Raw genomic sequence first — 13274 nt, forward strand, 5'->3', positions numbered from 1 at the left:
ATGAAAGCTGCTGCAAAGGCCGTGGAACGGCCTCGGTCTGAACCGAGCGTCTCTGAGCATGTTCCGTATTCGCATCACGTCACGCCCACCATCTTGGCCACAAAGACCGGTGAATATCTCTCGGTCTGGAAGCTGGGCGGGCGCAGCTTCGAGGGCATCTCGCAGGAGGATCTCTCGGGCTGGCGTGATGAGCTGAACAACATGCTGCGGGGGTTCCCGAACGGGTTCGGCCTCTATACCCACCTGGTGCGCCGCCGTGTGCGCGAGTATCCGGAAAGCGATTATCCGGACTGGTTTTCCTCCGAATACGACAAGGCCTATCGGCGCGGCTTCGACAAAATCCCGCCCCTGGTCAACGACCTGTACCTGACCATCGTCGTGCGGCTTTCGATCGACTCGGCCATGAAGGTCTTCTCTCGATTCGAGAAACGCTCGGCCCAGGATGTCGCCCTTTGGCAGGCACGAGCGATCGAGCAACTGGAGGACATCAACCGTAAGGTTGCTAGCGGCCTTCGCCGCTACGACCCCGAACTGTTGTCCATCGTCGAGCGCAGTCGCCCGCGCCCCGGCTCCAATCTGACTCAGGAGCAGATCGATAACGCCATCGAACCGGTCGATTCCGAGCAAGTCTCTGTTGGGCACTATTCGGAGCCGGCCGAGTTTTTCGGGTTCCTCATCAACGGTCAGCATGAAGCAGTGCCGCTCCTACGAAGCCGGTTCTGCGATTACCTCCCGAGCGCACGCCCGTTTTTCTCGATGCACGGCGAGCTGTCTGCGCTGCGCCATCCACGCGGGACGCGCCGTTTTGCCATGGTGGAGATCCGTGAGTATCCGGAATCGACCAAGCCGGGGCACTTGAACAACCTGCTCAAGCTGCCTTTCGAGTTCATTCTGACGCAGTCCTTTGGCGCGATGTCCAAGGCGGACGGCCGCGCAGCGCTGGTGCGCCAGCGCCGTTGGCTGGTTGATTCTGGCGACGATTCCAAGAAGCAGGTCGCCGAACTCGATCTTGCCCTGGATGACCTGGCTGCGGGCAAGTTCATCATGGGCGATCATCACTGCACACTCGCGGTGTTTGGCGATACGAACGAAGTCGTGATGCGCAATGCGGCCGATGCCATCACCGAGCTTGCCGAGTGCGAGATCGTCGGCCGTACGATCGACCGCGCCTCGGTGGCGGCATTTCGCGCGCAGTTGCCCTGCAACTGGATCTGGCGGCCTCGACCGGCGGCGATCACCTCGCTCAATTTCTTGAGCTTCTCGGCACTTCAGAATTACCTGTTCGGCAAACCTGATGGCAACCCTTGGGGGCCAGCGGTGACGCTTCTGAAGACCGCCAGCGCCACGCCCTATTACCTGAACTTTCATGCTTCCTTGGAAGACCAGGACGAGACCGGCAAGCGCATGCTCGGGAACACCTTTTTCATCGGCAAGTCCGGCACCGGCAAGACGGCGGCGCTTGGGCACGTGCTGACCCAGGCCCGCAAGTTCCGGATGACTGCAGCAGTGTTCGACAAGGACCAGGGTATGCGCTCGACGGTCAGAGCCTTGGGTGGGGTGTACTTCGCGCTGCAGATGGCAGCTCCCACGGGATGGAATCCACTACAGATGGAGCCCTCGCCGCGCAACCTTACGTTTATGAAGCGGCTGATCGTTCAACTCGCTTCTCGCGGCGAGAAGGAAGCCTCGCTCAAGGATCAGCGCGACATCTCGACGGCTGTCGATCGCCTCACGCAAATGATCGATCGCCAGGATCGAGGGATCTCCACCTTAATCCAGTTCTTGCCGGCCGCGCCGTCGTTGGAGGCTGACGAACTGAGTCTGCACGATCGGCTGCAGCGCTGGTCCCGGGGCCATGAACTTGGCTGGGTATTCGATAACCCGAGCGACCAAATGGATCTCGCCCAGTACGGCGTCGATTTGTTTGGCTTCGATCTAACCGAGTTTCTGGAAGATGGCCCGATCCGCGATGCGGGGCTGATGTATTTGATATACCGCACCGAAGGCCTGATCGACGGGCGTCGCTTCATGTATATGTTCGACGAGGTGCAACACCCGCTGAAGGTGCCGTACTTCCAGGACATGATGCGCAACAAGGCACGTGTCATCCGCAAACAGAACGGCATCTTCGTTTTCGCGACACAAGAACCGGCCGCGATCCTTGAAAACCCGGTCGGCCGAACCCTCATCCAGCAGACCGCAACCGCGCTCTATCTGCCGAACCCGGATGGAACGGAAGCAGAATACATCGATGGCTTCAAGCTGACGCCGGCCATTTTCAAGATGATCAAGGAACTGGGCGAGTTCTCGCGCCAGTTCGTGGTCAAGCAGGGACAGTCGACAGTGACCGCGGGCCTGGATCTGTCGCATTGCCCCGAAGCTCTTCTTGTGTTCTCTGGTTCGGAAGATACGGCGCTCATCGCCGAGCAGTGCATCGCGCACCGCGGCGACAAGCCGCAAGACTGGTTGCCGCTGTACTACGAGCGGGTTCGCGCGCTCGGCAAAAAGTAACCCCCTCACTCAGAGAGAGACCTCATGAATATGCCTCAAAACATGCGGCATGGCCGCCGTTCGCCCGCTCCCATCGCCCACCAGTCGGCCGCGATCTACCGGCACCGCCAAGGAGTGGCGCCGGCGCAAGCCAAGCAGCCCGGCGGCAGTCAGGCCACTCTCGTTCTGGTATCGCCGAGGGGTGCGGGCAAGCCCAGTCGCATCATGTTCCCTCTGGCCGGCTTGCTGCTCTCCTGCGCCATGATCTGCCCGCCGCCTGCTGCTGCGCAGATCCCAGTGACGGACGGTGCGAGCATCGCGCAGAACCTGCTCAATCACATCCAATCGATGGCCCAGTGGGCCCAGCAGCTCACAGCCTTGCAGAGCCAACTGGCGACAGCGCAGCAGGCCTATTCGGCCGTCACTGGCGTACGCAACTTGGGAATGCTCTTTAACAACCCGAATATCCGCGCATCGCTTCCGGCCGATTATTCCCAGGTTCTTCAAGGCGGCAGTTCGCTCTATGGCGCCGGCCAAAGCGTTCTGCAAAGCAACCAACTGCAGCCGGGCAACTACCAGGCCAATCTGGCGGCCGTCAATACGCGCACCTCGCAATTGGGCGCCGACACCAGCGCCCTCATGACCCAGGCGCAGCAGGGGCTGACCGCGCGCATGCAGGAGCTCGATAGTCTGCAGCAAGAGATCAATACGACGCAAGACCCCAAGGCAATCGCCGAGCTTCAAGCCCGCCTGCAGGTCGAACAGGCCAATATTGCCGTCGATCAGATGCGGGCCAACAACCTGGCGCAGCAGATCAACTCCGAGAAGGCCTTGGCCGACGACCAGGTCGCGCAGCTCACGCAGCGCTCATTCAGCATGGATGCGATCACAAACCCTACTTCGGGCCAATAAGCCCTCTGGAACCGGTATGACCCATCCGCGCATCGATCCGAACGAGGCTTCGTTTCGGGAGACCGTCTATGCCATCAACGATGCCCTTGACTACATCAGCATGCTAGCCGGGCAGCTTCGGGGGGCATCCCAGACGGACGTGAGCTATATCAACGAACGGATACAGGCTATTCACAAGCTCTCGGGACTGTGCGACAGCCTGCTGGGCATCCTGCGTTGCTACGGTCGGGGATCCGCCGTCACGCTCGCCCTGCAGTATCCCCGGGTCAGACAGGAACTCAATCGCATCCGGGATTCGTTCCGAAGCAGCGGTCGGTCATGCTCCATTTAGTGCACGGAAAAATCCAGAGGGACAACTATCTGGATTTTTCCGCATGAAAGGCCTTGAGTTCGTGGGTCAAGAGCCATAAAATGACCATATAGTCATTTATAGGTGACACCATGAAAAGCATGACAGTTGTCGAGGCAAAATCGCATTTTTCGGCATTGCTCGCCGAGGTCGAGGCCGGGCAGGAAATCGCGGTGACGCGCCACGGGAAAATCGTTGCGCGTGTCGTTCCGGATCACCCTCAAGTTGCGGCCGATGCATTCCGCGATCTTTGGTCGACCGAGGATTCAGGACTGCATGCGCCTGAAGACTTGCAGGCCGAAGATGTGGCATCGATGGATGATTGATCGGTGGCAATACTCTATCTGCTCGATACCAATATTCTGATCGCGGCCCTCAAGAAGCATCCGAGAGTGTGCGAGAGACTGGAGGCGTTGCCATTGAGCAGCATGCGCTTGTCAGCGATTGTGCTCGGTGAACTTGAATTTGGTGCTGAGAAGAGCGCCCACGGTGAACGCAATCGAGCTCGCCTCGCATTGTTGACCCAGCGCTTACCCATGGTTGGCATCGATGCGGAGACAACGAGAAGCTACGCACTGGTCAGGGCATCTTTGGAACGCCAAGGAACACCCATTGGCGCCAACGATACTTGGATCGCGGCACAGGCCTTGACCATCGATGCAACGCTTGTCACAGACAATCAGCGTGAATTTTCTCGTGTACCGAACTTGCTACTTGAAAACTGGCTCGTCTGATCAGATTGGAGGTCAATCAGATACCCGCAAAACATCTAGGCTGATTGAAGTGAATGCACCGAGTAAAACACTGTGAATTCGCACAGCACACGCCATTATTTAGGTAAAATAAAAGCATTGTGGTAGTCGAATAAATTCCACCAGGAGCACGACTATGAACACCGAAAATATCGACCTTTCCAAACCCGACGCTGCTGCGCAAAAGCTCGCGCCTGAACTGGCTGCGGGCTACAAGACCTTCAGCGCCGCCACCTGGGCGCTGCGGCTGTGGAAGTGGGTCGTGCGTCCGGTGGGTCGCATCGCTGTGGGCACGCTTCGTGGAGTCTGGTGGCTGCTTAAGAATGGCCAATGGAAGATGGTGAACACTGCTCCTCGTGGTTATCACAATGGTAGGTGGTACAGGTAGCACTACAGATTCCTTACTTTCATTCTCAAAAGGACGCATATGCGTCCTTTTTTATTGCCCAACGAAGAGGTAAAGAACCATGACAGTTGTCGTACAACCCCTCTCCAGCGTAGGTGCTGTATCCAGTTGGCTGGGCAACATCATTTCGACGGGTCTGACAAGCTCTGTCGCGCCAACCATCGCCAATGTCACCAGCTATGTGCTGCCAATTTTCATTGTGGCGTCGATGATCTGCATTGCCTACTTTGGCTGGACGGTCAGCATAGGCGAACCACATCGGCCCGTGGCCGAGCTTCTTCAGATCATGTTCAAGCTCATCCTGATCGCGGCCCTTCTCAATGGTGGGTATTACGCCCAAACGCTCAGTAGCGTCATGATCGCCATGCCCGACGAAATCATGGGTGCCGTCACAGGTTCACAGACCAGCTCGCTGTCGCAGATCGATAACCTAACCAACCAATCCACTCAAGCAGCTACCGCAACACAGGCGCGCGCGCCTAATTCCCTCACATCGCCCGTTCAAGGATTTCTGTTCGCAGCAGTATCGTTTTTCATGACAATTATGGGAGCGATCTTTGGCGTTGTCGCCGCGATTTTGCTGACCATGATGAAGACAGGCATGGCACTTTTAGTCATGATCGGTCCATTCTTCATCGCAGCAGCATTCTTTCAGGTCACAAGAAAGTATTTTGATAAATGGAAGGATATCGCCGTTTTTTTTTCGCTAGCAGGAGCGCTGTTTATCCTTGCGCTAACACTAGTGCTGCAGATGATTTCCGCCGTTGATACAACGATCATCAACGGCCTAACAGGCCAGGGAGACGTAAATATCTTGGCCATGCTTGCCGCCTATCTCGCTGTAACGGTTGCATCAATCTTCTTGCTGACTTTGCCTTTTAGGATCGCAACGGAGATTACAAGTGGTGTCTCGCTGAGCATCCCCATCCCCTTCCTCGGGAGCGTTCAGCTCTAGATATCAGTCAACGCGTATCGCATTCGGTACGGCCCAATGGCCTAGCGAATCCTCTCCTTCCGCCAATGCAAAAGGCCGCGTTCATCGCGGCCTTTTTTGCATCTTCTGGAATTTATCCACGATCATGAAAAATGTTTATGAACATTGCTGACAAAACCACGCAGGAACAGACTGGAAATTGCACGAGCCATATTCCCGGCACCTGCTCGCCAGCCAGGACGGTGACGATGCAGGAGGTTCAAGCCTGCCTTGAAATAAATGAACAGGTACGCAAAATTTTCATCGAAGATGTCGCCGAGATCGTAATTCCAATTAAATAGCGATATTGACAAGCCGCCTCGCGCGCTTTAGCAACTCATCACGCAAACGCTTGAGCATCACCGCCTGCAATAGGTGCTTTGGCCGATAGGCCTGTCCGCTAGACCCATCCCCCACGCAATTCAGATCCTGACCAGTCTTCCCTGGCCGGGCGGCTTGCGCGCGCCATTTCATTTAACTCCACAGGATTCCAGCATGGCCTCAGAAGATCCCAAGCTTTCACTCGATGACGAGCTCGCCCGCGCGCGTGGCCTCGAGCGCGACGTGATGACAGCCCTCATCTCATCGCGGCGCCTAGCCTGGCGCGTGGTCATCGTGTTCGGCGTTATCGCCATCCTCGCCATAGCCGCGACCATCGGAATGGAGCCCTTCAAGAAGGCGCCGCCGGTGCTCTACGCCGTGCGGGTGAACGATGCGACAGGCGACATTGAGAATTTCTCCAAGCTGGGCGACCCCAAGCAGAGCTACGGCGATCGCCTGGCTCGCTACTTCATCAATCAGTACATGCTCATGTGCGAGGGCTACGACTACAACACCATCCAGCTCATGTACGACCGCTGCGGCCTCTTTAGCGCGCCAGACGTGCAGGATGCGTACCACAAGAAATTCACCGACTTCAAGGAACCGGACGGCACCGAACACGTAGGCCTGGACAAGCAACTGGGCAGCTGGGGCACCGTCAAGGTCAAGGTGCGCCAGATCTCGCTCGGCCCCAAGAACAGTGCCGTGGTGCGTTTCGAGACAACCACGACTGAGCCGAACAAGCCCCAAGAGGTTCGGCACCTGATCGCCACGCTGGCATACCAGTACGTCAATTCCGATTTGACCGAAGCCGTCGTACGCGAGAACCCGCTGGGCTTCCAAGTCAATTCCTACAAAGTCGATGTCGAGGTGATGAAATGAACAAGCAAATGATCGCCGAGCTGGCCGCGCGTCTGGAACAGGCGGGCTCGCTCTCCAATGCCGACCGGGTAGCGCTGCTCAAGGACATCGAGCGCTATGCGGCGCGTGATCTCTACGGCGCCGCGCGCCTGTGCAAGGACCACCTTCCCAAGGACGCCGATCTGCGGCTGCCGCGCATCGTGCAGTCCGCACCCCGGATCGCCAAGCACTTCGAAGAGCGCATGCATCGTCAACGCAGCGCCATCGACATGCCGCTTGAGCAGGACCGGCAGCTGCGCCAGCCCGAGGCCGGCCGCAGCTACACGGGCCCTGTCGTCGGCACCACGCCCAACTGCGTCGTGCAGTTGGACAAGGAAACAGGCGATTTCATCGTGCACCCGCGCAACAGCCTAGTTCGCGAGTTCGAACCGTCTGAGAAAGATGTCGATGTGGCCATCCGCTACCCCAGTGCCGCCATCGGCGGCGTCGGCCTGGTCAGGAGCGTGGAAGCCGCGGTGCAAGGCACGGCGATGGAAATGGGTATGTCCGCCTCGCACGGGCATGAACATTCGACCCGTGCCCATCACCTGACCCATTCCATGGAAATGAGCAAATGATGCAAGGTATCCCCAAGCTTGCTTTTCGAGATGCCGAGGGTCTTCGGCTGGGCATTTCAAAGCATATTGCTATAGCCAGCCTGGTCATGGCCGTGAGCGCTCCGGCCTGGGGGCTGGATGTTCCCAAGCCCTCGCCCAGGGATTCCCGAATCCGCAGCACCGAGTACGACCCGTCGAATGTCATCCAGGTCAATACGACGATGGGCTATACGACGCTCATCGACCTGGCCCCGGACGAAAAATACGTCACGCACGCTTTTGGCGATGCCAAGGCTTACGACTTTCAGACGGTCGGCCAGCACATCCTGATCAAACCGATCGCCGACCAGGCCGACACGAACCTGATAGTCATAACCGACAAGCGGACCTATGACTTTCGGCTCAAGTACAGCAAGGACGGCAAGCAGGATGGCAAGAATTCTGAAATGGACATCGTCCGGCTGAAGTTCCCGGATATTGATCTGAAACGAGCCAAGGACCTCGAGGCAAAGTCGCGGATGCACGAAGACTTCTCCACGTCAAACCTGGCGATCAACTGGAAAAGCTACACCATGAGCGGAGACATGGCGATCGCCCCGTCCTCGGTTTGGGACGATGGCGCGCAGACCTTTTTCCGCTTCGCGCCTGGCCAGGATCTGCCGGTGATTTATTTCGTGGATCCGGACGGTAGCGAAGTCGTCACGAATCGGCACATGATGGATCCGCAGACCATCGTCATGGAGCGCGTGGCCGCGACGTGGCACCTGCGGCTAGGAAATAAAGTGCTCGGCATCTACAACAGCAACGTATTGGCCCGTCCGCTCGTCACCCGCACGATCTCGCCGCAAATCGAGCGCGTCATTCGGCAAAAGCCCGAGGCATCACCCGCAACAGTATCTTCGGCGCCGACGGGTGCCCCAGCAGTTGCCGCGCCTTCTACCACACCTGACTACCCGGCATACCCCAGCCCGGCTGCCGCTTCGCCGGCGGCGCCTTACTTCCAGCAGGCCAAGCCATGAGCTGGCTCAAAGGAAAGCGCAAGGCATCCAGGCCGGTAGATGCCGTCGATGCTATCGAAGCCGCGGGCCAGGATCGCGCGGACGTAGCGCTGGACCACGAACCCGATTTTGAACCGGGTGAGGACAGAAATTCAGATCACGCTCGCCCCACGCTCGATGGAGTGCGCCGGCCGATGGCACCAGGCTCCAAAGTGTTCTTCGCCGTTATCGGATTTGGTTTCCTGGTTCTGATCTACATGCTGTTCTCGCGGTTTCTGCATGGATCGGAGCCAAAGAAGGCGAACAACCCATTCGAGTCCAAGATCGGCCTGGTCATTCCGAGCCTGAAGCTTCCCAAAGCCCAGGAACCTGCAGCGCCAGCGCCGAAACCGCCAGAAGTCCCGCCTATTCCTCTGAGTCCTGCGCTACCGGGTGCAACGGCCCTCGGCTTGACGGGTATACCTGCGCCCACCATCGATCCCATCGAAAAGCGGCGCCTATCCGGTGGTCTTCAAAGCAAGGACAACACCACGGCAAACGCGGGCGGACCGGCGCAACAGCCGTCCACCGCGCCCGTGCATGACAGCGGCCCCATGGCCAACATGCTGCAGCCGCTTCAGCTAAATGCCGCGCGGGCTGGGTTGGTGGGTAACCGGGATTTGATCTTGACCCAGGGTTCGATGATCGATTGCGTTCAGCAGACCAAGTTCGTCTCGGCGCAAAAGGGCATGATCACGTGCTATGCCCCGCACGACATCCTGTCTGACAGCGGCCGCGTGGTGCTGATCGATGCCGGCACGGTCTTTACCGGCTACCAACAGGGTGTGCTGACGCAAGGGGTGCCGCGCATTGCCATCGTCTGGTCCCGAATGGAAACCCCTCAGGGGGTCATCATCAGCCTAGATTCTCCCGGCACGGGTCCGCTGGGCGAAGCTGGCCTTGACGGCGATATTGATACGCACTTTGCCCAACGCTTTGGCGGGGCGATCATGGTGAGCCTGGTCAATGACATCGGTAGTTGGGCCAGCAATCTGGGCCAGAACGGAAATACGTTCAATCTGGGGTCCACAGGCAATGCCGCCTCGTCGGCTGTTCAAACGGTCTTGAACAACTCGATCAACATCCCGCCCACGATGTACCGCAACCAGGGCGGGCGAATCGGCATCTATGTGGCTCGCGATCTGGATTTCAGCACGGTCTACCGCCTCAAACCCGTCGGCAATCCCTAGCCGGTCACTGCCGGCGTACTCAGACCCAGGCCGGCTTGTTCAGGCGCCGGCCTGGGTCATTTCCTTTTCGTCATGGCGTTGTGCCGGCCTCCCCAGCACGATGCACTGCCTCATTCCACATATCCATGACTCCTCCCGCAAAAAGCGCGCTGCACTCGGTCTCGACCGACCCAGATGGGTGGCCCGCAAGCGGGCTACCCGGCGACGAATCGCTTCAGGCCCTGACCTCACGCGTAGCACCCACGCCCGCCGCACCCCATGCCGCTTCGCCTACCCGGCAGGACAAGGTGGATCGCTCGGTGACGCTGCGTCAGATGATGCGGCCGGTCGCAGCCTATATGGCCGATGAATCTGTGCGCGAGATCACCATCCCGCGGCCCGGCGACGTGTTCCTCAAGATCGGCGGGCAGTGGCAGTACTGCGCCGCGCCCGAGTTGACCTTTGACTATCTCCAAGGCCTGTCTGAGGCCATAGCCAGCTACAACAAGATGAACTTCGCACCCATCATGTCGCTCAAGCTGCCCGATGGGGAGCGCGGCCAGGTGATCAGACCGCCAGCGCTGATCGACGGCAGTCTTTCAATCAATATTCGCAAACACAGCACCACAGTCAAGACGCTCGAAGAGCTAGCGCAGGAAGGCGCATTTAGCGGCTGGAACGACAGTTCCAAGGACAAACGCAAGGAGGAAGACGAAAAGCTGTTGGCGTTCAAGGCGGCGGGCGATATGGTCGGCTTTCTGCATTACGCCGTGCAGATCCGCCGCAATATCGTGATCGGCGGCAAAACCGGATCGGGTAAAACCACCTTTGCCCGCAGTCTCATCGAGCGGGTTCCGTTTCATGAACGCCTCATCACGATCGAAGACGTTCACGAGCTGTTCCTGCCGAATCACCCCAACCGAGTTCATCTGATTTTTGATGTCACGCCCGGGGCGCCAGTGTCGGCCAAGGACTGCGTGGCGGCCTGCATGCGGATGTCTCCCGACCGGATTTTCCTCTCCGAGCTACGCGGCCCCGAGGCCTGGGAATATCTGCAGGGACTCAATACGGGTCATCCAGGTTCGGTCACCACGACGCACGCCAATTCGGCAATCGACATCTATGACCGGTTGGCCATGCTGGTCAAGCAAGCGCCAGCCGGCCAGCAGATCGACCTGGACATCATCCGGCGCTATCTACTCTCGACCCTCGATATCGCCCTTTATTACGCCGACTACAAGCTGGTCGAGGTGTATTTCGATCCACATCGCGAGCGCATGCACTAATCCGGCCAGGAGCCTTTCATTCATGACCTTGAGCAAGCTGCCCGGCAAAGGCCGTGGCCACAAATCACTGGATCTGCGCAATGCCGACGTAGGCGAGGCATACATGAAGTTGCAGCAAGCCTACATGGACGGACAGGATAAAGGCATGACTCCTGCCCAACTGTCCCACAAGCTCGAGCACATGAGACCGGCCGGCGCCGACCGGCACCTGCAGCTGGCCTGGGCAATTGCGAAGAAAGAAATCTTCGCGGACTACGAGCTTCCCGCTGCTGTAGCCCCGGCAAAGCCCAAGGCCTAGCACCTTCCTTCTTTTCGCTGCTTACCCCGCGCCTCGCAGTTGCTGAGGCGCAGGGATGCATTTTGCTTTCATAAAGGAGAATGATCGTGGGAAAACGCTTTGGCGGCGCATGCGCCCCGGATTTTCAAGCCACACTCGATTTTTGCAATGAGATGTCGCAGAAAGTCCAATCCGCGCAAGAGTTCGAGGCTGCGTGCAGGAAGGTACAGCTCTTCCTGCCGGGGTTTGATCTGGGCACTATGCCGAATCACCTCAGCCGTTCCAGCCTTTTCGCTCCTGTCGCCAAGGGCGTGCGGACGTTTTACCGCCAAGCGGTAATGGTCACGCGTTCGGACTGTGTGCTGGAATATACCGGCGAACAACTGGACGAAGCCGATGCTGAGATCATCATGGTTCTCATCTACCTTGCGCGCGTATTGCCGCTGGGTAGCCTCATTCCCTTGAATCGCTCCGTGGTGCTTCGCACGCTTTGTCGTGACGACGGACATACGCAATACGAATGGCTTCACCGGCGGCTCAAGGCGATGCGTGAGGCCACATTCTTTCTCGAAGCAAAAAAGCGCGACGGGTCCACACGCTACAAAATCGGCGGAACAGTTTCATTCAATATTTTGAAGGAACTGACCTACGACGACGAGGCCAACAGCTATAGCTTTGCGCTCGATCCGCGCTGGGTACAGCTATTCAGCAATCGAGAATATGCATTGCTGGACTGGGATAAGAAAATGCAGATCAAGCGCGGATTGGACATGGCCAAGACGCTTCAGCGCCTGATTGCAACCTCATCGGACATGATCCAACGCTTTCCATTAGAGCGCCTGAAGGCTCAGATGGTTTATGGCGGCCGCATGCGCGACTACCGAACTGCCCTGACTCGTGCGGCCGCAGAACTGATCCGCCTGGGCATCATCGCCAACGCAAAAATCGAAATCAACACCCGGCAAGAAGAACAGCTGGTGGTGTGGTTGCCTGAGTTGGTTTCCGCATAAATATTGCCACCAGGTTCGACATATGGATGAAAAGATCATCTCACTGGTCACGGCGATGAATCGCTTCGGCTATATAACCAACGCATCCTGCCAAGGGCACGGCTGGCCAATGTCACGCGAGCCTTACGTCACTTTCACGTGTCCGCAGAGCCAGGTCTCGCGGCTTTCTCGTGCTCTGCGCGAAGATGCGCAGTCGCTATACCCTCGACTGTATTGGGAGTGGTGGGTAACAGGCGGGTTTGATGAGCATCACAACCTTTTCTACAGACTTACTACCGCCAATCCGAGACGCGCTTGGTTTCGGTGGTGTAGATCAAAGTTGGATGCCGATATTCTATTACTGCCACAGTTTGTGGAAATCGCCGTGGGCGATATCTAAAGGGGTAATTCCCGTTGCCTTCCAGGCGATAAATAAGACGATTGCCACGAGAGCACCCCCGAGCATCAAAATCAATTTCTGTTTATCGGCGCTACGCTGGAATCCGAATGGATCTGTTGAGTTGCATTTGCCGCACTCTTTTGCTGTGGGGCTCAAAAGCGTATTGCAATCGAAACAGGGACGCAGGTTTTGCTGTTTGCCGGCCATGCTGGACTCCATGAGTGCGGTGTGAGCCATGGGTTATAACATCGTTAACTCATCGATCATCGCCTCTGATCGCATCGTTGCCTTTCTCTTGCTCACCCCTTTGAGAGCTAGAGTAGACAACGGTCTTAGGCCTTAGCACACATTGTTGTCCACAATTTTTGTGGATAATTTGCATATCAATGAAGTCGGCATAGCGTCGCGCCCCTGGCCACGCCCAGCACCATCGGCATAGCGTCGCGCCCCTGGCCA

Annotated in this window: 16 protein-coding genes; 15 read left to right on the top strand and 1 reads right to left on the bottom strand. The window is 57.8% G+C overall.

Features of this window, described 5'->3' with window-relative positions; translation table 11 throughout:
* The 15 genes from H143_RS0119045 (at position 1) to H143_RS0119115 (ending at position 12439) form a co-directional block, all read left to right on the top strand.
* Positions 1-2511, top strand: a complete 2511-nt coding sequence (locus H143_RS0119045; RefSeq protein WP_033365683.1) for a VirB4 family type IV secretion/conjugal transfer ATPase — start codon at positions 1-3, stop codon at positions 2509-2511.
* Between the two features lie 24 nt (positions 2512-2535).
* The gene (gene virB5 / locus H143_RS0119050) at positions 2536-3402 is read left to right on the top strand and encodes a P-type DNA transfer protein VirB5 (RefSeq protein WP_019939863.1); all 867 of its coding nucleotides are present in this window, start codon (positions 2536-2538) and stop codon (positions 3400-3402) included.
* A gap of 16 nt (positions 3403-3418) precedes the next feature.
* The gene (locus tag H143_RS0119055; RefSeq protein WP_019939864.1) at positions 3419-3733 is read left to right on the top strand and encodes a hypothetical protein; all 315 of its coding nucleotides are present in this window, start codon (positions 3419-3421) and stop codon (positions 3731-3733) included.
* A gap of 110 nt (positions 3734-3843) precedes the next feature.
* Entirely contained in the window at positions 3844-4077 is a 234-nt protein-coding gene (locus tag H143_RS0119060; RefSeq protein ID WP_026350245.1) for a type II toxin-antitoxin system Phd/YefM family antitoxin, read from the top strand.
* Between the two features lie 3 nt (positions 4078-4080).
* Positions 4081-4485, top strand: a complete 405-nt coding sequence (locus tag H143_RS0119065; protein WP_019939866.1) for a PIN domain-containing protein — start codon at positions 4081-4083, stop codon at positions 4483-4485.
* Between the two features lie 154 nt (positions 4486-4639).
* Complete coding sequence (locus tag H143_RS0119070; protein WP_019939867.1) at positions 4640-4891, top strand: hypothetical protein; 252 nt, start codon at positions 4640-4642, stop codon at positions 4889-4891.
* Positions 4892-4970: 79 nt separating this feature from the next.
* Positions 4971-5864: a type IV secretion system protein gene (locus H143_RS0119075; RefSeq protein ID WP_019939868.1), complete on the top strand. Its 894-nt coding sequence runs from the start codon at positions 4971-4973 to the stop codon at positions 5862-5864.
* A 137-nt stretch (positions 5865-6001) separates the two neighbouring features.
* A complete protein-coding gene (locus H143_RS0119080; RefSeq protein ID WP_155803457.1) occupies positions 6002-6184 on the top strand; it encodes a hypothetical protein in 183 nt (60 codons plus the stop codon).
* Positions 6185-6377: 193 nt separating this feature from the next.
* Positions 6378-7085: a virB8 family protein gene (locus tag H143_RS0119085; RefSeq protein WP_019939870.1), complete on the top strand. Its 708-nt coding sequence runs from the start codon at positions 6378-6380 to the stop codon at positions 7083-7085.
* A complete protein-coding gene (locus H143_RS0119090; protein WP_231378526.1) occupies positions 7082-7681 on the top strand; it encodes a hypothetical protein in 600 nt (199 codons plus the stop codon). The genes H143_RS0119085 and H143_RS0119090 overlap by 4 nt, the downstream gene beginning before the upstream one ends.
* Positions 7678-8679 carry a TrbG/VirB9 family P-type conjugative transfer protein gene (locus H143_RS21230; RefSeq protein ID WP_019939872.1) on the top strand — a complete coding sequence of 334 codons (1002 nt, stop codon included), beginning with the start codon at positions 7678-7680 and terminating at the stop codon, positions 8677-8679. The genes H143_RS0119090 and H143_RS21230 overlap by 4 nt, the downstream gene beginning before the upstream one ends.
* Positions 8676-9887: a type IV secretion system protein VirB10 gene (gene virB10 / locus H143_RS21810; protein WP_019939873.1), complete on the top strand. Its 1212-nt coding sequence runs from the start codon at positions 8676-8678 to the stop codon at positions 9885-9887. The genes H143_RS21230 and virB10 overlap by 4 nt, the downstream gene beginning before the upstream one ends.
* Positions 9888-10012: 125 nt before the next feature.
* Entirely contained in the window at positions 10013-11152 is a 1140-nt protein-coding gene (gene virB11, locus H143_RS0119105) for a P-type DNA transfer ATPase VirB11 (RefSeq protein WP_304412168.1), read from the top strand.
* Positions 11153-11174: 22 nt separating this feature from the next.
* The gene (locus H143_RS0119110) at positions 11175-11450 is read left to right on the top strand and encodes a hypothetical protein (RefSeq protein ID WP_019939875.1); all 276 of its coding nucleotides are present in this window, start codon (positions 11175-11177) and stop codon (positions 11448-11450) included.
* Positions 11451-11530: 80 nt separating this feature from the next.
* Positions 11531-12439, top strand: a complete 909-nt coding sequence (locus H143_RS0119115) for a hypothetical protein (protein ID WP_019939876.1) — start codon at positions 11531-11533, stop codon at positions 12437-12439.
* A 337-nt stretch (positions 12440-12776) separates the two neighbouring features.
* Here the strand turns inward: H143_RS0119115 and H143_RS0119120 are convergent, their stop codons facing one another.
* Complete coding sequence (locus tag H143_RS0119120; RefSeq protein ID WP_155803459.1) at positions 12777-13025, bottom strand: hypothetical protein; 249 nt, start codon at positions 13023-13025, stop codon at positions 12777-12779.
* Between the last annotated feature and the right edge of the window lie 249 nt (positions 13026-13274).

The organism is Bordetella sp. FB-8 (assembly GCF_000382185.1).
Taxonomy (GTDB): Bacteria; Pseudomonadota; Gammaproteobacteria; order Burkholderiales; family Burkholderiaceae_B; genus Bordetella.